Annotated in this window: 13 protein-coding genes; 6 read left to right on the top strand and 7 right to left on the bottom strand. The window is 61.5% G+C overall.

The annotated features are described in order from the left end of the window. Positions 1–265 precede the first annotated feature (265 nt). Positions 266–2158: a methyl-accepting chemotaxis protein gene (locus KVQ74_RS15100; RefSeq protein WP_217831878.1), complete on the top strand. Its 1893-nt coding sequence runs from the start codon at positions 266–268 to the stop codon at positions 2156–2158. A 134-nt stretch (positions 2159–2292) separates the two neighbouring features. Here the strand turns inward: KVQ74_RS15100 and KVQ74_RS15095 are convergent, their stop codons facing one another. The 5 genes from KVQ74_RS15095 to KVQ74_RS15075 form a co-directional block, all read right to left on the bottom strand. Next, the gene (locus KVQ74_RS15095; protein ID WP_217831876.1) at positions 2293–2895 is read right to left on the bottom strand and encodes a DUF924 family protein; all 603 of its coding nucleotides are present in this window, start codon (positions 2893–2895) and stop codon (positions 2293–2295) included. 3 nt (positions 2896–2898) lie between these two features. Next, complete coding sequence (locus KVQ74_RS15090) at positions 2899–3909, bottom strand: class 1 fructose-bisphosphatase (protein ID WP_217831874.1); 1011 nt, start codon at positions 3907–3909, stop codon at positions 2899–2901. 301 nt (positions 3910–4210) lie between these two features. Beyond that, the gene (locus tag KVQ74_RS15085; protein WP_217831872.1) at positions 4211–5575 is read right to left on the bottom strand and encodes a DUF3999 domain-containing protein; all 1365 of its coding nucleotides are present in this window, start codon (positions 5573–5575) and stop codon (positions 4211–4213) included. After that, positions 5572–9156: a DUF2339 domain-containing protein gene (locus KVQ74_RS15080; protein ID WP_217831870.1), complete on the bottom strand. Its 3585-nt coding sequence runs from the start codon at positions 9154–9156 to the stop codon at positions 5572–5574. Before KVQ74_RS15080 ends, KVQ74_RS15085 begins: the two co-directional genes overlap by 4 nt. A 195-nt stretch (positions 9157–9351) precedes the next feature. Then, the gene (locus KVQ74_RS15075; RefSeq protein ID WP_217831867.1) at positions 9352–11802 is read right to left on the bottom strand and encodes a glycogen/starch/alpha-glucan phosphorylase; all 2451 of its coding nucleotides are present in this window, start codon (positions 11800–11802) and stop codon (positions 9352–9354) included. A gap of 257 nt (positions 11803–12059) precedes the next feature. On the opposite strand from KVQ74_RS15075, the gene KVQ74_RS15070 reads away from it, so the two are divergent. Next, positions 12060–12497 carry a YkgJ family cysteine cluster protein gene (locus tag KVQ74_RS15070; RefSeq protein ID WP_217831865.1) on the top strand — a complete coding sequence of 146 codons (438 nt, stop codon included), beginning with the start codon at positions 12060–12062 and terminating at the stop codon, positions 12495–12497. Between the two features lie 125 nt (positions 12498–12622). On the opposite strand, the gene typA is transcribed toward KVQ74_RS15070, so the two are convergent. Together typA and thiI are read right to left on the bottom strand one after the other, a co-directional pair. Beyond that, positions 12623–14443 carry a translational GTPase TypA gene (typA, locus tag KVQ74_RS15065; protein ID WP_127648587.1) on the bottom strand — a complete coding sequence of 607 codons (1821 nt, stop codon included), beginning with the start codon at positions 14441–14443 and terminating at the stop codon, positions 12623–12625. A 139-nt stretch (positions 14444–14582) separates the two neighbouring features. Next, positions 14583–16037, bottom strand: a complete 1455-nt coding sequence (thiI, locus tag KVQ74_RS15060) for a tRNA uracil 4-sulfurtransferase ThiI (protein ID WP_217831864.1) — start codon at positions 16035–16037, stop codon at positions 14583–14585. A gap of 328 nt (positions 16038–16365) precedes the next feature. On the opposite strand from thiI, the gene glnA reads away from it, so the two are divergent. The 4 genes from glnA to KVQ74_RS15040 all read left to right on the top strand — a co-directional run bounded on the left by glnA (position 16366) and on the right by KVQ74_RS15040 (position 20430). Beyond that, a complete protein-coding gene (gene glnA, locus KVQ74_RS15055) occupies positions 16366–17772 on the top strand; it encodes a glutamate--ammonia ligase (RefSeq protein ID WP_085712782.1) in 1407 nt (468 codons plus the stop codon). A gap of 75 nt (positions 17773–17847) precedes the next feature. Then, positions 17848–19191: a toxin-antitoxin system YwqK family antitoxin gene (locus tag KVQ74_RS15050; RefSeq protein WP_225930022.1), complete on the top strand. Its 1344-nt coding sequence runs from the start codon at positions 17848–17850 to the stop codon at positions 19189–19191. Positions 19192–19288: 97 nt separating this feature from the next. After that, on the top strand, positions 19289–19807 hold the full coding sequence (locus KVQ74_RS15045; RefSeq protein ID WP_217831862.1) for a DUF4124 domain-containing protein: 519 nt from the start codon (positions 19289–19291) through the stop codon (positions 19805–19807). Further along, complete coding sequence (locus KVQ74_RS15040) at positions 19804–20430, top strand: DUF4124 domain-containing protein (protein ID WP_217831861.1); 627 nt, start codon at positions 19804–19806, stop codon at positions 20428–20430. Before KVQ74_RS15045 ends, KVQ74_RS15040 begins: the two co-directional genes overlap by 4 nt. Positions 20431–20591 lie beyond the last annotated feature (161 nt).

Raw genomic sequence — 20591 nt, 5'->3', positions numbered from 1 at the left:
GGAAGGGGGTTGGCCTGGCGCCAACCAGAAGCTTAGAAGAGAAAACCCCTGTCTGGTTCCCTGGGCACCTGGCTATTTATCCGCCCGCTCGTCTGGCTTTCATCGCTAAATCAGACACTTTGTAGGGCTATTGCGCATTTCGTCGTTTTTCGCCAAAGCCGCCTAATCTTTGGCGCGCGGCGGTCGAAATAAGAGCAGCGCAAAGCCTTCGAGTGTGGCAAATTGCCGCCCTTTCTTGACCAGCCCCTTCGCGGTAGCTCCCTTAATGACCAGAAACATGAAATTCAGCCACAAGATCTTGCTGGCAGCCGCGCTCGTGGTGGCCGTCGCGTTCGCCTGTTTCATCCTGTTCAACGACTACCGACAGCGCCAGGCCCTGCAATCGAGCACTGAATCCTCGATGCAGGAACTCGGCAGCCTGACCACCAGCAACATCCAGACCTGGCTGGAAAGCCGCATCCAGTTGCTGCAATCGCTGTCCCAGCAGATCGTCGCCGACGGCAGCGCCACCGCCAGCCTGAAACGCATCATCGACCTGCCCGCCTACACCGGCAATTTCCAGCTCAGCTACTTCGGCGGCGCCGACGGCGTGATGTTCTCGGTGCCGGCCGGCAACCGCGCGGCAGACTACGATCCGCGCGCGCGTGGCTGGTACAAGGCCGCCAACAGCGCTCAGCAGACCATCGTCACCGAACCGTACATCGCTGCCTCGTCGGGCAAACTGGTGATCACCGTCGCCACCCCGGTGCAGCGCCAGGGTTCGATGATCGGCGTGGCCGGTGCGGACATCGACCTGAGCAGCGTCAGCGCGATCATCAACTCGCTGAATTTCGGCGGCCACGGCCACGCATTCATCGTCAGCGCCGATGGCAAGATCCTGATCCACCCGGACAGCAAACTGGTGCTCAAGACCCTCGCCGAGGCCTACCCCAACGGCGCGCCGAAAGTCAGCCCGGGCCTGAAGGAAGTCGAGTTCGACGGCAAGACCCAGCTGATTTCCTTCACCCGCGTCAACGGCGTGCCATCGGCCGACTGGTACGTGGCGCTGGTGCTGGACAAAGACACCGCGTTCTCGATGCTCAGCGAATTCCGTACCTCGGCGCTGATCGCCATGGTGATTGCCGTGGTCATCATCATCGCCCTGCTCGGCATGCTGATCCGCGTACTGATGCAGCCGCTGCTGACCATGGGCCGCGCCATGCATGACATCGCCGAAGGCGAAGGCGATCTGACCAAACGCCTGACCATCCACGGCCACGACGAATTCGGCGCGCTGGGGATGTCGTTCAACCAGTTCGTGGAACGTATCCACACCTCGATCCGCGAAGTGTCCTCGGCTACCGGCCAGGTCAACGAAGTGGCTCTGCGGGTGGTCGCGGCCTCGAACTCCTCGATGTACAACTCCGACCAGCAGGCCTCGCGTACCAACAGCGTCGCGGCGGCGATCAACCAGCTCGGCGCCGCCGCCCAGGAAATCGCCCAGAACGCCGCTCTCGCCTCGCAGCACTCCAGCGATGCGCGCAGCCTGGCCGAAGACGGCCAGCAGGTGGTGGATAAAACCATCCACGCGATGCAGCAACTGTCGGCGAAGATCAGCGACTCCTGCGGCAACATCGAAACCCTGAACAGCAACACCGTGAACATCGGGCAGATTCTGGAAGTGATCACCAGCATTTCCCAGCAGACCAACCTGCTGGCCCTGAACGCCGCCATCGAAGCGGCCCGCGCCGGTGAGGCCGGTCGCGGCTTCGCGGTGGTGGCCGACGAAGTGCGCAACCTGGCGCACCGCACCCAGGATTCGGCGCAGCAAGTGCAGAAGATGATTGAAGAGCTGCAAGTCGGCGCGCGTCAGGCGGTCGGCATCATGACCGAGAGCCAGCGTGAGAGCGAAAGCAGCGTCGGCATCGCCAACCAGGCAGGCGAGCGGCTGGGCAGCGTGACCCAGCGTATTGGCGAAATCGACGGCATGAACCAGTCGGTGGCGACCGCTACCGAAGAGCAGACAGCCGTGGTCGAGTCGATCAATGTCGACATCAACGAGATCAACACGCTGAACCAGGAAGGGGTGGAAAACCTGCAGGCGACGTTGCGCGCGTGCTCGGATCTTGAGCAGCAGGCGGCCCGGTTGAAGCAGTTGGTCGGCAGTTTCAGAATCTGAGGCGCCCTGACTGGCCTCTTCGCGGGCAAGCCCGCTCCCACAGCGATCTTCGGTGTTCACACAATCTGTGTATCACCACAAAACACTGTGGGAGCGGGCTTGCCCGCGAAGGCATCAGCGAACGCAGCGAAGACTTAAAAGCTTGAGCCCGGTTGCGAAAGAAACGCCAGCTCCTCAGCCGTGGACGCCCTTCCCAACACCGCATTGCGATGCGGAAACCGCCCGAACCGGGCAATCACCCGTTGATGCCGCTCGGCATAATCCAGGTTGTCGGCAAACACCGCCCGCTCCGCTTCTGGCTGTTCAGCCACCAGGTCGATAAACCGGGAAACCGCCTCGTTCTGCACCGCGAGGTTTTCGCAGTGTTCGAACACCAGATAGATAAACAGTCGTTGAACCGGTCGCAATTGCCGGTCGAAATCGGCGGCGATGCCCTGAGCGACCAGTTGTTGCGCGCGCAGGTCACCAGAGAACGCTTTGGGGCTGTCGCGAAAGATCATTCGCGGGAGTTGATCGAGCAGCAGCACCACGGCCAGCCAACCTTCGGGACGTTGCGTCCACTCGGTCAATCCGCCGGCCAGGGCCTGATCGACAAAGACCCCGAAACGCTCTCGCGCTTCGAGGTCCTGGCTGTCGCGTTTGCCAAACCACAACGTGCCCTTCTCAGCCGATACCGCGCTGGCTGATTCGGAGTGACCGAACCACCAGTCAAGCAACGGCTGCCAGGGCGCGTTCATGGCTCAAGCCTTGTGGTAGCTGGTGACGCGCTCGACTTCTTCTTTCGAGCCGAGGAACACCGCTACGCGCTGGTGCAGGCCCTCAGGCTTGATGTCGAGGATGCGCTGGTGGCCGTCGGTGGAAGCGCCGCCGGCCTGTTCCACCAGGAACGACATCGGGTTGGCTTCGTACATCAGACGCAGTTTGCCCGGCTTGGACGGCTCGCGGCTGTCGCGCGGGTACATGAACAGACCGCCACGGGTCAGGATGCGGTGAACGTCCGCTACCATCGCGGCTACCCAACGCATGTTGTAGTTCTTCTTCAGCGGACCTTCTTCGCCGGCCAGCAGTTCTTCAACGTAGCGCTGTACCGGGGCTTCCCAGTGACGCTGGTTGGACATGTTGATGGCGAATTCCTGGGTGCTGGCAGGAATTTTGATGTCTTCGTGGGTCAGCACGAAGCTGCCCATCTCGCGGTCCAGGGTGAAGCCCTTGACGCCGTCGCCCAGGGTCAGCACCAGCATGGTCTGCGGGCCGTAGATCGCGTAACCGGCGGCCACCTGCTGGGTGCCCGGTTGCAGGAAGGCCTTTTCGTTCAGGCTTTCGTTCTGGCTCAGGTATTCGTTCGGGCAACGCAGTACCGAGAAGATGGTTCCGACCGGTGCGTTGATGTCGATGTTGGACGAGCCGTCCAGCGGGTCGAATACCAGCAGATAGGCGCCTTTCGGGTATTTGCCCGGGATCTGGTAGGCGTTGTCCATTTCTTCGGACGCCATGCCGGCCAGGTGACCGCCCCACTCGTTGGCTTCAAGCAGGATTTCGTTGGACAGCACGTCCAGTTTCTTCTGCACTTCGCCTTGGACGTTTTCGGTGCCCATGCTGCCCAGAACACCGCCCAGGGCGCCTTTGGACACGGCGTGGCTGATTTCCTTGCAGGCACGCGCCACCACTTCGATCAGGAAGCGCAGATCGGCAGGAGTGTTGTTGCTGCGGGTCTGCTCAATCAAATAGCGACTCAGGGTAACGCGGGACATGGACGGCTCCGGTGGAATGGGGGGCTAAAAACCCGCGCAGTTTACAGGGAGTCTGGAAACCTAGCGAGCGGTGACGCCCGGTAACGTGCGTCAGTGCAATGCCTGCCATCAGACGGGATCGGCCGAAGAGAGTTCAGGCACGGCGTTCAGCGTAGTTTGAAATGGGACGGATGGTGGCTGGAGAGAGGGATAGATCAAGCCTTTTCAGCGACTGACCGGTCGTCTTCATCGGCAAGCCCGCTCCCACGCTGAACCTGTGGAAGCGGGCATGCCCGCGAAGGGCACCCAGCGCCAGCCAGGCTCAGGAATGGGTGGGCGGCTTGCGCAGCAGGCTGAACGCCATCGCGGCGAGAAACAGCACACTGAGCAACAGCACCGCCCACAGACCGATTTTCTTCCAGTTCGTCTCCGCCACGGCGGTGGTCGTGGTTGTCGTCGTCTGAGTGACAACCGCCTCGCCCTGCACCGTTGCCTTGCCCAAGGTCGCCAGTTTCGCCGGGGTGAAATCGGGAATCAGCGTCGCCAGCGGCAGGTTCGCCGGTTTGGCGAGAGCGCTGCCCAAGGCCAGGCTGTACGGCCCGTCGCCCCGCGCGAGAAAGATCACCTGCGTCGCCCGCACCGCGTATTTCAACGTCGGCGCCTGCTCACCGAGGCCACCACCGCGCTCGTCGACGGTCAGTTTCAGTTGCTGGACGGTTTGCCCGTAGAGCTGCAACTCGTTCTGCACCACGTCCTGGCCATTCTGGCTCAGTCGATAGAGCAGACCGCTGCCGAGGGGCTGCCACGGCAGGCTGCTTTCCCGGCGCCCGGCCAGGGTGACCGGCGCCAGACTGTTGGCCTGTTTCAACTCGACCTGGACCCGCTCGACATTCAGCCCCATCGGCAACTGCCAGGTATATTCCCCGGCCTTGGCGCTGCTGCCGGCCAGCGCCTGCGACCAGACCAACGGCAGCGGCACATGGCGCGGATCGCTGCTCTTGAGCTGGACCGAGGTCAGCACCGGCGCCGAGGAGGGCGAATCCCACAGCAGCCGCAGGTAACGCGCGGTCTGCCCCGGCAAGGCCACTTCATGCTGTTCGACGCGCTCTTCGGAAAAGCTCAGGCGCGCGACCTGTCCTTCGCCCCAGGCCTGCCAGTGCTGCAAGTCGTCGCTGGCCTCGATGCTGAATCGCTGAAAGCCGTCGCGCTCGCTGGTCCAGTCGAGAATCAGCTGCTGCAACGGTGCCTTGATGGCGCTGGCGTCGAGCAGCCAGCCGCGCAGGGTTTCCTCGCCCGCCTCCAACTGACTGGACGGCTGCACCTCCACCAACGTGCCGCTGGTGGTGGACTGGATGCGTACGTTCGGCGCATGCCCCGTGGCGTCGGCCGCGTCGTACAGCGGGAACCACTTCACGTCATGCATCTGGCCGTCGTCGCGGGTCTGCGCCGATTCACGGGCCAGGGCGTAGGCTTGCGGCTCACCGGCGGCGTTGAACACCCGCAGATCGCCGAGATCGGTCTGACGCGCCTGCAATTGCGCGCTCAACGGCAGTTCGAGGCGATACCACGGGCCGCTGCCGCTGACCGCCAGCGGGATCTGCGTGGCGAAGTCCGCCGGTTTTTCCTGGGCGCCGACCGTCATGGCCACGCCCAGCATCAGCCACCCCAGATTAAGCATGCGACTCAAGACGACACTCCTTCGGTATCCGGCGCCGGTTTGTCAGCCGCCGGTGCAGCTTCGGCGCGTTTGGGCGGCAGCGGCGCGAAATAACCCACCACCAGCAGCAATACGCCGACGCCGATAAACGAGACGATCCGCGCCAGTCCGCCACGGTTGCTCAACTCGACAAAGATCAGTTTGGCCACCACCAGCGCAATCAGCGCCGCGCCGATCAGCCACACTTCGCGGCGATGGCGCAGATGCCCGCCGATCATCAGTCCCAGGGCCATCAGCGTCCAGACGATGGACAACCCGGCCTGCACCAGCATCGATTCAAGCAACAGATCCAGCTCGAACGGCACCCCGGCCCAATGATGGGCGGCGCGCATCACCAGCACGGTGCAGAAAGCGAACAGCGAAACACCGGCGACCAGTTGCGTGGCGTAATCGGCGTAATCCCGGCGTATCGACCATTGCTCGACGGCGCTGCGCGACCAGACGTAAACGCCGAACAACGCGAACAGCAGGCCCAGCTCCAACGGGTTGATCAGCGGCACGTAGGGCAGCGGTTCGGCGTTGCCGTCGCTCACCGCATTCGCCAGCCAGAACCAGCCGAGCATCAGCACCGCCAGCGGCGCGGCAGCATAGAACCGGTACTCGCGGGCATACGCCGCCACCGGCCACGGCCAGTTGCGCGGCGCGGCCATCAACAGCAGGTACAGGCTCGGCAGAATCGCCCAGCCGAGCCAGCGCCAGGCGTTGTATTGCTCGGACAACAGCAACAAGCCGTAACGCAGTTCCAGCGCCAGCACGCCAATCAACAGCCAGCAACCGAGCACATGGGCGGCACTCAAGGCTCGCGCCGGCAGCATCGGCGCCAACCGGCGCAGGCTGAAGAAATGCACGGCGAACACCGCCACCCACGCCAGCCAGCCGAAATCCGCCGCCGGGTGATAGCGCGAATGCCACGCTGCCAACAGCACCAGCGCAGACGCCGGGATCAGCAACGTGCAGAGCAGCCCCAGTGCCGGCCATTTCAGGCGCAGCGCCAGCAGCGTCCACAACGCCACACTCAGCGCTGCGACCAGCAGCAACAACGAGCCTTGCAGTGGCAGCGGCGCAAAGCGCAATACCTCGCTGACCCAGGCCAAGGCCCACCAACCGGCACCCCACACCAGCAGCACTTCGGACAGACGTTGCAGACTCAGCACATCAAACGCCGACGCGTGATTGCCCAGTTGCAGGCGCCAGGCGCCGACCAGTGCCGCCAAGCCCAGCACCAGCGGCGTCCAGAATCCGCCATGGCCCAGCGGCGTCAGGCCTTCGCCAGACAACGGCCCGAGCAGTTGCGGCCCGGCCAGCAGAAACGCCGCACCGCCGATCACCTGCAACAACAGGCCGAAGACGAAACTCAGGCGCTGCCGGAGGTACAGGCTCAGCCAGATAATCAGCAAGCCACTCGCCGCCCACACCGCGCTCGCGGCCTGCCACGGCAGGACGAACAGCACCGCCAGATTGATCAGCACCAGACCCGCCAGCAGCACCACCGACAAGCCGCGCAGCAGACGCACGTCACCGCGCACCATCTCATCGCGGGCCGCCAGCAACATCCCGGCGATCAGCGCCAGACCGATCAGCGAAGCGCTGAGCAGACCGCTCCAGCCGGCGCTGAACACCGCTGTCGAATCGTCCCCGGCGCCTTGCAGCCGCAGCAGGAACAATGCGCCACCGAGCAACTGCACGGCAAACGCGGTGAACAGGAACGTGCGCGATTGCAGGCGCAGGCCGACAAACAACGTCAGCAACCCGGCCAATGCCCAACTGATCGCCGTGCCGTGGGTGAAGAAAAACAGCGGCGCCAGCAGGTACAGGAACGTCAGGCCCAGGCACGCCAGCACCGGCAGGCCTTGACGCTCCCAAGGCGAGGTCTGCTGCGGCGGCGCCTTGCGCAATTGATAGAAGCTGAACAACAGCGCCACGCCGAGCATCAGCGCGCCCAGCGGCGCGCCGTCGAGCAGGCTGCTTTCTCCGACCCGCAACTGACTGAGAAACGCCAGCGCCGACCCCAGTTGCAGCAACAACGCAAACGCCCGGGCAAAGGGCCGTTGCTGACGCAGGCCGAGCCAGAAAATTCCTGCGCCCTCTACCGCCCAGGCCGCCGAGGTCCAGCGCGCATCCAGTCCCAGCGGAATCGCCAGGCTGGCGAAAATCACCCCCAGCGCCAGACAGGTTTCCCCCAGCAACAACGCCCGGCCACCCATCAGCACTTTGGCCAGCGCCATGTAGATCATGCCCAGCGCCAGGGCGCTGAATGCGGCGGCAAACTCCAGGTGTTGCACCAGCGCGAACTGCAAGCCGAAACCCACGATCGGCGGGCCGAACAGCATCGTGCCATCGACGTAATCACCCTTGCGCGCCGACCATTGCAGCAGCGCCTGACGATCGCCCGCCTGCGGCGCGTCGGGCATGTCCCGCAACTTGCGCCGGGCGAACAACAGACCGATGGCGAGGTACATCAGGAAGAACAGAATCAGGAACGGCTCGGTGCTCCACAGCAGTTCCGGTGCATAAGAGCGCAGGCCCCAGGCGAAACCGATGCCGAAGGTGCCGACGAAACCGATCAGGTTGAGCAGGCGCCAGGCCTTGAACCAGGCAATCGCGAGAATGCCGGCGTTGAGCAGGGCGAAATAGCTGAACAGCGCGACATGGTTGCCGGCGCCGGTGGAGGTCAGGATCGGTGCGGCGAAACCACCGAGGGCCGCCGCGGCGGCCAACCCGAGCGCATCCTGGGTGATGGCAAGGATGGCCGAGAACACCGTCACCGCAACCAGCAGCCCCAGCGCGGCGGACGGATCGAGCAGCGGATGCAAACGCATCGCCGCAAACACCGTCAGGTACAGCACCGCGATCCCGGTGCCTTGCAGAATCAGTGCGTAGTTGCTGTTGCGCCCACGCAACCACCAACCCAGCGCCAGCAGACCCAGCGCCGCCGCCGCGACCCCGGCGTAACGCAATTCGATCGGCACCACCATGCCCTCGGTGGCATACCGCAACAGGAACGCCAGACCGAAGAACAACAGCACCACGCCGACCCGCAGCACGGTGTTGCCACCGAACAGCCAGTTGCGCGCGGCGCTGATGCCGCGCTCGATGAGGTTCGGGCCACGGGGTTCCGCAGGTGGTTGGGCTTGCTCAGTAACGGCGTCGAGACGCCAGACATCGGCCGGCAGTGGCTGACGGGTTTCGCTGGCGGCGGCAGAGAGGGGTTCGAGTTCGGGTGGCAGCTCCCAGACCAGTTCGGGGGCCGGAGCTTCTTCGACGACATCGACAGATTCAGCGACCGGCTCGGCGACCGGTTCTACGCTTGGCGCTGGCTCCGCGTGAGAAGGCGATCCCTCCAGCAGATACAGGCGCTGCGCGACGCCTTGCAAAGCCTCCTTCGTCTGTTCAAGTTGCCGCTGTTGCTCCGTCACCTGCGAGCCAAGCCGCGCGATACGCAGCGTCTGCCCGATGGCGAGCCCCAGCAGCGCGCCCAGCAGCGCGCCGCTGAACGACTCGTCGAGCAGCCAGCCGAGCACCAGCCCGATCAACATGAACATCCATTGCATGGTCGATATCCCTGAGCAGCCCCAAGTCGGGGCGATGCGGCAATCCTGTCAGTCTAGGCACAAACCCAAATGTGGGAGCGGGCTTATCCACTCCCACATGAGCACAACGGTGCCTGAGACTGCCCGTAATCCGGCGCTCAGTATATCGATCCGGCCCAACAAACGTTGGGCCTTGCGCACAATTGTCGCTAAAAATCACTCCAGCGCCTTCCAGATATCCGTGGCGTATTCACGGATTGTCCGGTCGGACGAGAACCAGCCCATTCGCGCAGTATTCAGCACCGCCGAACGCCACCAGTTGTTGGCGTCGTGCCAGAGCGCATCGACGCGCCGCTGAGCCTCCCAGTACGAGTCGAAGTCGGCGCAGACGAAGAAGCGGTCGTAGTCCACCAGCGAATCGATCAACCCGGTGTAGCGCGAGGTGTCGTCCGGCGAGAACACGCCGCTGCGGATCGCCTGCAACACGTCGTTCAGGCGATGCGACGCGGCAATGTCCGGCGCCGCGCTGAACTCGTGGTTCTGCTTGCGTGCTTCGACCTGCTGGGCGCTCAGGCCGAAAATGAACATGTGCTCGGCTCCGATGTTCTCGCACATTTCCACGTTGGCGCCATCGAGGGTGCCGATGGTCAGCGCGCCGTTGAGGCCGAACTTCATGTTGCTGGTGCCCGAGGCCTCGAAACCGGCGGTGGAAATCTGCTCGGACAGGTCCGCCGCCGGAATGATGCTCTCCGCCAGGCTGACGTTGTAGTTGGGCAGGAACACCACTTTCAGCAGGCCACGCACCGTCGGGTCGTTGTTCACCACCCGGGCGATGTCGTTGGTCAACTTGATGATGAGCTTGGCCTGGTGATAACTGGCCGCCGCTTTACCGGCGAAGATCTTCACCCGTGGCACCCAGTCGGTTTCCGGCTCGGCGCGAATCGCCTGGTACAACGCGACCGTGTGCATCAGGTTGAGCAACTGGCGCTTGTACTCGTGGATCCGTTTGACCTGTACGTCGAACATCGCCGCCGGGTTGACCGCGATCCCCAGCCGCTCGTGAATCAGATACGCCAGGGCCTTTTTGCTGTGCAACCGCTGTTCGGCGAAGGCCTTGCGGAAGGCCGGTTTCTCGGCGAACGGTTCCAGGCCCACCAGCAGCTCTTCAGGGTTATCCAGGACTTGCGGGCCGAGGGCGTCGACCAGCATCGAGGTCAGTTCGGCGTTGGCCTGATACAACCAGCGGCGGAAGGTGATGCCGTTGGTTTTGTTGTTGATCCGCTCCGGATAGAGCTTGTGCAGTTCGGCGAACACGGTTTTGCGCATCAATTGCGTGTGCAGCGCGGACACGCCGTTGACGCTGTGGGAACCGAGAAACGCGAGGTTGCCCATGCGCACCCGGCGGCCGTTGTCTTCTTCGATCAGCGAAACCGCGCGCAGCACGTCGAAGTCGTGAATGTCCTTGGCCCGCAATGAATCGATGTGCTGGGCGTTGATCAGGTAAATGATCTGCATGTGCCGGGGCAGCATGCGCTCCATCAGCCCTACCGGCCAGGTTTCCAGCGCTTCGGGCAGCAGCGTGTGGTTGGTGTACGACAACGTGTTGACCGTCACCTCCCACGCGGCATTCCACTCCACGTCGTAGACGTCGACCAGTTGGCGCATCAGTTCGGCCACGGCGATCGAGGGGTGAGTGTCATTGAGCTGGATCGCCGCATGCTCGCCCAGGGTCAGCACCGAGGTGTGCATGTTGCGATGCCGGCGCAGCAGATCCTGCAACGAGGCCGCGACGAAGAAGTATTCCTGACGCAGGCGCAATTCCTGCCCCGCTTCGGTGCTGTCCGCCGGGTAAAGCACCCTGGAGATGCTCTCGGCGCGGGCCACTTCGGCGACGGCGCCGAGGTGGTCACCGGCGTTGAAGCGCTCCAGGTGCAGGTCTTCCATGGCGCGCGCCCGCCACAGACGCAGGGTGTTGACGCTCGCCCCGCGCCAGCCGACCACCGGCGTGTCGTAGGCGATCGCCCGTACGGTTTCTGCCGGCGACCAGACCTGCCGGGTCTTGCCGCTGGCATCGGTGACGGTTTCGACACTGCCGCCAAAGCCGATCGGGTAGACCACTTCCGGCCGCTCGAACTCCCATGGGTTGCCGAAATCCAGCCAGTGCTCGGTCTGCTCCTGCTGCCAGCCATCGACGATGGCCTGGCGGAACAGCCCATGCTCGTAGCGGATGCCATAACCATGACCGGCAATGCCAAGGGTCGACATGCTTTCCATGAAGCACGCCGCCAATCGGCCGAGGCCGCCGTTGCCGAGCGCCGCGTCCGGCTCCAGCAGACGGATACGCTCCAGATCGACGCCGAGTTCGGTCAACGCTTCACGGGCGACATCGAGCAGGCCAAGGTTGCTCAGGCTGTCGTAGAGCAGGCGGCCGATGAGGAACTCCAGCGAGAGGTAATACACCCGCTTCTGGCCCTTGCGGTAAATCTGCCGGGTGTGGTCCATCCAGTGCTCGACCATGTGATCGCGCGCCGCCAGGGCGATGGCTTCGAACCAGTCATGGTCGAAGGCGTGATCCGGGTCTTTGCCCACCGCGTAGGTAAGTTTGGTCAGGACGGCGTCGCGGAATGCGGCCACCTCTGCTTCGCGAACTAGTGGTTCTTGAGTCATCGATAGGACCTCGAGCGAACGGGGAATTGTCAGAGCCTAGACGGTCTGACCGACCGTAGAAGCGCAGGTTCTGCAGTTTTTCCTGAGAGTGAGCGATCGTCCGGCAATGCCCTGGCGATTGCCTCAATGAATGCAGGGGCCGTGCCGAACCGTCGACCGTGTCGATGCGTGGAGAAAAAATCTGGCGAAAGGTTGTTCAAAAATCCACCAGTCCCGGTATGATCGCGCGCCCTGATGCACACGCCTGGTAATTCCCGATGATGAAGCCCAACCTGATCGCCGCAGCCGAGATCGACCGTCTCGATACCTGGGCCAAATATTCGGCCCCGATGTGCGGCTCGTGCATTTCCAGCTGCTGCACGCTGCCCGTCGAGGTCAAGATCAAGGACCTGGTGCGCATCGGCGTGGTCGATGAATTCGAGCTGGGCGATCCGCCGAAGAACATCGCCAAGCGCCTGCAAAAGGAAGGCCTGGTGGAGCGCTTCAACCAGAAGTCCGGCATCTTCACCCTGCAACGCATGAGCAACAACGATTGCTACTACCTGGATCGTAAGAGCCGCTTGTGCACCATTTATGACAAACGCCCGGACACCTGCCGCAACCACCCGAAAATCGGCCCGCGTCCGGGGTATTGTGCGTACAAGCCGAAGGAAGTGGAGCGCGAGCGCAGTTCGCGGGGTATCGAGCGCTTCTGATACAGCCGCCCCTCACCCCAGCCCTCTCCCGAGGGAGAGGGGCTTTTAGACTCCACACATTTCCCCAGACAAACAAAAACGCCCCCGGTCTTGCGACCGGGGGCGTTTTTCATACCAGGGCTAAATTACGCCTTGGCTTTCTTGGCAGCGCGGGTACGCTCGCTTTCGTCCAGGATCTTCTTGCGAAGACGGATGGACTTAGGAGTGACTTCGCACAGCTCGTCTTCCTGGATGTATTCCAGAGCCTGTTCCAGGGTGAAGCGAACAGGTGGAACCAGAGCGATGGTTTCGTCTTTACCCGAAGCACGCATGTTGTCGAGCTTCTTGCCTTTGGTTGGGTTCACACCCAGGTCGTTGTCACGGCTGTTCTGACCAACGATCTGACCGTTGTAGATCTCCTGGCCGTGTTCTACGAACAGCTTGCCACGAGCCTGCAGGGTTTCCAGGGAGTAGGTCAGCGCCTTGCCGGTTTCAACCGAAACCAGTACGCCGTTCTGACGGCCGGACATGTGACCGGACTTCACTGGAGCGTAGCGATCGAAGATCGAGGTCAGGATGCCAGCACCGTTGGTCAGGGTCAGGAACTGGTTACGGAAACCGATCAGACCACGAGCAGGGATGTTGTATTCCAGACGCACACGGCCCTTGCCATCCGGCACCATGTTGCTCAGGTCGCCTTTACGCAGACCCATCTCTTCCATCACCTTGCCCTGGGATTCTTCAGGGATGTCGATGGTCACGTTTTCGAACGGTTCCTGCTTCACGCCGTCAACTTCACGGATGATCACTTCAGGACGGCCCAGAGCCAGCTCGAAGCCTTCGCGACGCATGGTTTCGATCAGTACCGAGAGGTGCAGCTCACCACGGCCGGAAACCTTGAACTTGTCAGCCGAGTCGCCTTCTTCAACGCGCAGTGCAACGTTGTACAGCAGCTCTTTGTCCAGACGATCCTTGATGTTACGGGAGGTCACGAACTTGCCTTCTTTACCGCAGAATGGCGAGTCGTTTACCTGGAAGGTCATGGAAACGGTTGGCTCGTCAACGGTCAGCGGCTTCATCGCCTCGACGGTGTTGATGTCGCACAGGGTGTCGGAGATGAACAGCTCGTCGAAACCGCTGATGCAGACGATGTCGCCGGCCGCTGCTTCTTCAACGTCAACGCGGTGCAGACCGTGGTGACCCATCAGCTTCAGGATACGACCGTTGCGGCGCTTGCCGTCGGCGCTGATAGCGACAACCGGGGTGTTCGGCTTGACGCGACCACGAGCGATACGGCCAACACCGATAACACCCAGGAAGCTGTTGTAGTCCAGAGCGGAGATCTGCATCTGGAACGGGCCGTCACGGTCAACAGCCGGAGGCGGAACGTGGTCGACTACCGCTTGGTACAGCGCGGTCATGTCTTCGCCCATGGCGGTGTGGTCCAGACCGGCGATGCCGTTCAGGGCCGAGGCGTAAACAACCTGGAAGTCCAGTTGTTCTTCGGTGGCGCCCAGGTTGTCGAACAGATCGAAGATCTGGTCCAGAACCCAGTCAGGACGCGCGCCCGGACGGTCAACCTTGTTGATGACCACGATTGGACGCAGGCCGGCTTCGAAAGCCTTCTTGGTCACGAAACGGGTTTGCGGCATAGGGCCGTCTTGAGCGTCGACCAGCAGCAGCACGGAGTCAACCATGGACATTACGCGCTCGACTTCGCCGCCGAAGTCGGCGTGGCCCGGGGTGTCCACGATGTTGATGTGGTAGCCGTTCCAGTTGATGGCGGTGTTTTTCGCCAGAATGGTAATGCCGCGCTCTTTTTCCTGGTCGTTGGAGTCCATCACGCGCTCGTCGTTGAGCTCGTTGCGCTCCAGGGTGCCGGATTGACGCAGGAGTTTGTCTACCAGGGTGGTTTTACCATGGTCAACGTGGGCAATGATGGCGATGTTGCGTAGATTTTCGATCACTTGTGTATCTCGATCAGAGGATTCGGTTTGCTGACAAGTCTTGGCAGCGATTAGCAGTAGTGTCCGGCATGGCCGTTACAGCTTGACGGCGGTGTCGGGGGGCCGGTGACGCAGGCCACAGGCAAACAGCCCCGGGCACTTAGCTCGGTCGATAAACGCGCACATTGGCATGCCCCTCACTGAGCAGATGGTGGGCATGCAGGCGACTCATCACGCCTTTGTCGCAATACAGCAGGTACTGGCGCGTAGGGTCCAGTTCCTTGAAACGAGCGTTCACTGCATAGAACGGCATCGTCTGTACTTCTACGCCGGCGAGTTCCAGCGGGTCATCCTCGGCAGCATCCGGGTGGCGGATGTCGATGACGATCTGACCGGCCAGTGCTTCACTGACTTCTTCAATCTGTATGTCCTGGCCGAGCTCGTCGATCACCCGATCGATCGGCACCAGTTTGGCGTTTTCGAGTGCGCGCTCGAGAACCGCCATGTCGAATTCCTGCTCTTCGTGCTCAACACGACCGCGCTTGGCGGCCGTCTTCGGATTGACCGAAATGACGCCGCAGTATTCCGGCATGTGCCGGGCGAAATCGGCCGTGCCGATCTCGTTGGCCGTGTCGATGATGTCCTGTTTGTGTGCAACGATCAGCGGACGCAGCACCAGTTTGTCGGTCACGCAGTCGATCACCGACAGGTTCGGCAACGTCTGGCTCGACACCTGGGAGATCGCTTCGCCGGTGACCAGCGCGTCGATGTGCAGGCGCTCGGCAATGCTCGACGCGGCGCGCAACATCATACGCTTCAATACGACACCCATATGACTGTCGTCGACCTTGCCGAGAATTTCGCCCAGCACTTCCTCGAACGGCACACTGACAAATAACACGCGTTGCGAGCTGCCGTACTTCTTCCAGATGAAATGCGCGACTTCCATCACGCCCAATTCATGGGCACGCCCGCCCAGGTTGAAGAAGCAGAAGTGCGTCATCAGGCCACGGCGCAGGATCTGATAAGCCGCAACCGTCGAGTCAAAGCCGCCGGACATCAGAACAAGCGTCTGCTCGAGGGCGCCGAGCGGGTAACCGCCGATGCCATTGTGCTGGCCGTGGATCACGAACAACCGTTGGTCGCGAACTTCGATACGGACTTCGATTTCCGGCGATTTCAGGTCGATGCCGGCAGCACCGCACTCACGACGCAATTTGCTGCCGACGTATTTTTCGACGTCCATCGAGCTGAACGGGTGCTTGCCCGCACGCTTGCAGCGCACCGAAAAAATCTTCCCGGCCAGTGCATCGCCGTAGTGCTGCTTGCACTTCTCGGTGATGTCGTCGAAGTCGCCCAGCGGGTATTCGTCGATCTGCAGGAAGTGCGCGATGCCCGGCATGCAGGTCAGGCGCTCGCCCATTTCTTTCAAGGCTTTAGGGTCGGTAACGCGGGTTTCCAGCTCGAGGTTGTCCCACACACCGTTCACCACCACGGCCGGGTCCAGGTCGCGGAGCACGGTGCGGATGTTCTTGGCCAACTGGCGGATGAATTTCGTCCGGACAGGTCGGCTTTTGATGGTGATCTCGGGGAAGACTTTTACGATTAGTTTCATGAAAACAGCGCGCGCTGGGCCAGCCGAAAAAGGGGGGCGCGGATTATAGCGGAAATTGCTCAAGGTTTAACCAGTTAATGTGCAGAAGGTTTTGCACGCACCAAAACGGGTCATTTTTCATTTCCGGCGCTACATTAAAGGGCGGGATTTTCACCATTGCGGCGCCTTTGACCTTTATAAGCGTGAATTTGGGGCAAAAAACCCATGCTGGGGCACTGGCATGCAATTTGCTCCCTTGTGAGGCAGGTTGCCTTGGTCGAGTATTCGCGCCGGCATCACCAACATTTAAGGGCATCCACTACCAGCCCTAAGCCACCCGGAGGACACTATGTCGAAGTCGGTTCAACTCATCAAAGATCATGACGTCAAGTGGATTGATCTGCGCTTCACGGACACCAAAGGCACTCAGCACCACGTGACCATGCCGGCTCGCGATGCGCTGGAAGACGACTTCTTCGAAGTTGGCAAGATGTTCGACGGTTCCTCCATCGCTGGCTGGAAAGGCATCGAAGCCTCCGACATGATCCTGCTGCCGGACGACGAAACTGCCGTTCTGGACCCGTTCACCGAAGAGCCGACCCTGATCCTGGTCTGCGACATCATCGAACCTTCGACCATGCAAGGTTACGATCGCGACCCTCGCGCCATCGCTCACCGCGCCGAGGAATACCTGAAAACCACCGGTATCGGTGACACCGTATTCGCCGGTCCGGAGCCTGAGTTCTTCATCTTCGACGAAGTGAAGTTCAAGTCCGACATCTCCGGCTCGATGTTCAAGATCTACTCCGAGCAAGGCTCGTGGATGTCCGACCAGGACGTGGAAGGCGGCAACAAGGGCCACCGTCCAGGCGTGAAAGGCGGCTACTTCCCGGTTCCGCCGTTCGACCACGACCACGAAATCCGTACCGCCATGTGCAACGCACTGGAAGAAATGGGTCAGACCGTTGAAGTTCACCACCACGAAGTGGCGACTGCCGGTCAGAACGAAATCGGTGTCAAGTTCAACACCCTGGTGAAGAAAGCTGACGAAGTTCAGACTCTGAAATACGTTGTACACAACGTTGCCGATGCCTACGGCCGCACCGCGACCTTCATGCCGAAGCCTCTGTACGGCGATAACGGTTCGGGCATGCACGTTCACATGTCCATCGCCAAAGATGGCAAGAACACCTTCGCTGGCGAAGGCTATGCCGGTCTGTCCGAAACCGCTCTGTACTTCATCGGCGGCATCATCAAGCACGGTAAGGCCCTGAACGGCTTCACCAACCCGGCCACCAACTCCTACAAGCGTCTGGTGCCAGGCTTCGAAGCGCCGGTGATGCTGGCCTACTCGGCTCGCAACCGTTCCGCCTCGATCCGTATTCCTTACGTCAACAGCCCACGCGGCCGTCGTATCGAAGCGCGCTTCCCGGATCCGGCTGCCAACCCGTACCTGGCCTTCGCAGCACTGCTGATGGCCGGCCTGGACGGTATCCAGAACAAGATCCACCCAGGCGATGCCGCTGACAAAAACCTGTACGACCTGCCGCCAGAAGAGGCGAAAGAGATCCCACAAGTTTGCGGCAGCCTGAAAGAAGCCCTGGAAGAGCTGGACAAGGGCCGTGCGTTCCTGACCAAGGGCGGCGTGTTCTCCGACGACTTCATCGACGCTTACATCGCGCTGAAATCCGAAGAAGAAATCAAGGTTCGCACCTTCGTACACCCACTGGAATATGAGCTGTACTACAGCTGCTGATCCGGTAGCGCTGCGCTACGCGGCGTGACAAAAGAGAGGCCTCCTTCGGGAGGCCTTTTTTGTGCCCGCTCATCCATGGATAATCCGCCGCTTTCGCGCCATGACCGGCGCCTTGACGAAGGGATTCGCATGAAGTGGTTACGGGCTATCTCCCTGATGGCGGGCCTCGCCTGCTCGACAGCCGGCGCTGCCGGGTTCTATGAAAACAAGCCGCTGGCTCACCCGCTGATCCAGGGCTTGCAAGAAAGCTCGATGACCCTGGCGTTCATCAAGGAAGCGAACGGCGTCAAAGGTTATTACTGCCGTTGCGAGACACCGGACGAACGTCCGCAATTGCTTGATGACTTCGGTCAGGCGAGTATCGAGTCGGTTTTTCTAATGTCTCTCGACAGTGAGGATCCAACTCGCTTCGTGCTTTTCAGGCAAAACGACGGCTACAGGATCTACGCCTATAAGTACAACGCTAACGATCATCTTTATAGCCGCGTCACGCGATTGCAGCCCGCCCTGGACATGATCGCTGAAGGCCGCAATCACCTCGACGCCCTGACCGTCAAGAAAGCGCTGAGCAAGATCACCCCGCTCAACTACAGCCTCGTCCTTGAAGAGTCCGGCGTACCGGAATTCAACCAGCTCGATCTCAGCCAAGGGAAACTGGTGAGCTATTACGGCCAGTACTACGACCCACTGAGCAACCCGACGCCAGATGACGAGCCATACTTTTTCAAGAAGACCTACCAGAAAAAAGACGGCCGGTTTCTCACCGTTACCTTCTGGCGCTGGCTCGACAAGACCCTGGTCGAGGGTAACCGCACGCTCTACAACTATCGGGTCAGGCGTATTGCCTGGGAAACCGAACCGACGAGATTCACCGGCAGCGAAGACGGCCAGTCAGTGTCTTATGATTCCGGATCCATCTCCGCCCAAGGAGCCTACAAACAAGGCGTGCGTATCGGTCCGTGGTCGTCCTCCAAAGACGAAAAATATTCGGAGTCCGGTAATTTCGTAGAGGGCAAACGAGAGGGGCAGTGGAGCCTGTACCAGGATGGTCAAACTCTGGAGGGCAAGTACCACAACGACTTGCGCGAGGGCCGCTGGCAGCTTCACAACTACGATGAACTGGAGTGGGTCGCCACAGGATTCCAGACCTATGCCCACGACCAACTCAACGGCCCCAGTGAATTGACTGTCCGTGGTACTACCGAGCGCGGCGAATACCGCGATGGCAAACGCGAAGGCCTCTGGGTGACCAAAACGGATAATGACCACACCCGGAGCGTCCACTTCGCTGACGACAAAAAGGAAGGCGAGCTGCGCGAAGTCGACGCCAATGGTGTGCCGATCCTCACCGAGCACTACAAGGCCGGTGCCCTGTCCGGCGCCCGTGAAAGTGCAGTGATGCCGAGCATCTCACAATAAATCCGGGGCGCCAGTGTGAGCGGATGTTGTCCCGGCTGGGCTAACCGTCGCCCCTGACCTATGCTGCATCCCATCGCTTTCGAAACCGGTCGATTTCATGGGTCGCACCTTCATCTGTCTCATCTTGCTGCTGATCGCCCTGCCCACCAGCGCGCAGATCTACAAGTACACCGACGCCGAGGGCAACACCGCCTACAGCAACCAGCCCCCGGAGGGTGTACAGGCGCAGCCGGTGGATTTGCCGCCGCTCAACAGCGTCGTGCCGCAAGCGCCGGTCAGCCCCGCGCCGTCCGCCGGGTCGAACTCCCGCGAGCCACCGCGCAACGCCTACGAAATCCTTGAACTGGCCGGCCTGCCCACCGAAGAAGCCCTGCGCGCCAACAACGGCACCTTCACCGTCAACGTACTGATCAAGCCGCGCCTGCAACCGCCACACCTGTTGCGGCTGCTGCTGGACGATGAACCCTACGGCCAGCCCAGCAACGTGCCGAGCCTGCAACTGGTGAATGTCGACCGGGGCGAGCATCGGCTCGCGGTGCAGGTGATCGACGGTCAGACCGTCATCCAGCAAAGCCCGGCGGTGGCGCTGAGCGTGCAGCGGGTACACAAGCCATGATTCGCTGGCTCATCGGCGTGTGCCTTGGCCTGATCGCTTTCAGTGCAGCGGCCGAGGTCTTCACTTATGTCGATGCCCAGGGCAATCGGGTCTACACCGATCAACCGCGCCCCGGCAACGCCAGGCGCGTGCAACTGACCACCAGCAACCGTATGCCGGCCCACTCGAGCGTCGCCGCGCCGATGACGGCGGCGAAGCCATCCGTGCAAACCCCGCTGTTTCGCTACGACATGTTGCGGGTACTGGTCCCCGAGCCAGATGCGACCATCCGCAGCAGCGCTGGCGAGTTGATCGTCAGCGTCACCAGCGAGCCTGGCCTGCAAAAGGGCCACCTCTACCGTTTGCTGCTCGACGGTCAGCCAACCGGCGAGCCCGGCCCGAGCCCGGTGTTCCCACTGAGCAACATTGATCGCGGCAGCCACAACCTGTCGGTGGAAATACTCGATGCCGAGGGACGCACGGTCGAGCGCACCGCCAATCAGCCGTTTCATATGCAGCGCATTTCCCTGGCGCAGAAGCGCCAGGTCAAACCATGCGTCACCGACGACTACGGTGTACGCCCGGAATGCCCGCTGAAAGACAAACCTGAAGAGCCGAAAAATCCCTTCCTGCGTTTCTTCTAACGCCATTCAGCTTTGCGCACTATATTGGTGCAACAGGCTGCACCGTACTCACATTCCAACCCATTTTGGTTCGAAACTACCCGCAAAAGCTGGCAGAACGCCACGCAAACGAGCGTCAAACGCCCGTTTCAGGCGTCGAACGCATCTTTTTTGAGCCTTGG

The sequence above is a fragment of the Pseudomonas botevensis genome, from assembly GCF_019145475.1.
Classification (GTDB): Bacteria; Pseudomonadota; Gammaproteobacteria; order Pseudomonadales; family Pseudomonadaceae; genus Aquipseudomonas; species Aquipseudomonas botevensis.
The sequence above is the reverse complement of the archived record's forward strand: the minus strand, read 5'-3'. Positions and strand labels throughout refer to the sequence as shown.

Excerpts from the sequence above, each read along its gene's own strand:
- KVQ74_RS15095 (WP_217831876.1), bottom strand. The coding sequence starts at position 2,895 with ATGAACGCGCCCTGGCAGCCGTTGCTTGACTGGTGGTTCGGTCACTCC.
- KVQ74_RS15080 (WP_217831870.1), bottom strand. The coding sequence starts at position 9,156 with ATGCAATGGATGTTCATGTTGATCGGGCTGGTGCTCGGCTGGCTGCTC.
- KVQ74_RS15100 (WP_217831878.1), top strand. The coding sequence starts at position 266 with ATGACCAGAAACATGAAATTCAGCCACAAGATCTTGCTGGCAGCCGCG.
- KVQ74_RS15075 (WP_217831867.1), bottom strand. The coding sequence starts at position 11,802 with ATGACTCAAGAACCACTAGTTCGCGAAGCAGAGGTGGCCGCATTCCGC.
- KVQ74_RS15040 (WP_217831861.1), top strand. The coding sequence starts at position 19,804 with ATGATTCGCTGGCTCATCGGCGTGTGCCTTGGCCTGATCGCTTTCAGT.
- KVQ74_RS15050 (WP_225930022.1), top strand. The coding sequence starts at position 17,848 with ATGGATAATCCGCCGCTTTCGCGCCATGACCGGCGCCTTGACGAAGGG.
- KVQ74_RS15090 (WP_217831874.1), bottom strand. The coding sequence starts at position 3,909 with ATGTCCCGCGTTACCCTGAGTCGCTATTTGATTGAGCAGACCCGCAGC.
- KVQ74_RS15070 (WP_217831865.1), top strand. The coding sequence starts at position 12,060 with ATGATGAAGCCCAACCTGATCGCCGCAGCCGAGATCGACCGTCTCGAT.
- glnA (WP_085712782.1), top strand. The coding sequence starts at position 16,366 with ATGTCGAAGTCGGTTCAACTCATCAAAGATCATGACGTCAAGTGGATT.
- thiI (WP_217831864.1), bottom strand. The coding sequence starts at position 16,037 with ATGAAACTAATCGTAAAAGTCTTCCCCGAGATCACCATCAAAAGCCGA.
- KVQ74_RS15045 (WP_217831862.1), top strand. The coding sequence starts at position 19,289 with ATGGGTCGCACCTTCATCTGTCTCATCTTGCTGCTGATCGCCCTGCCC.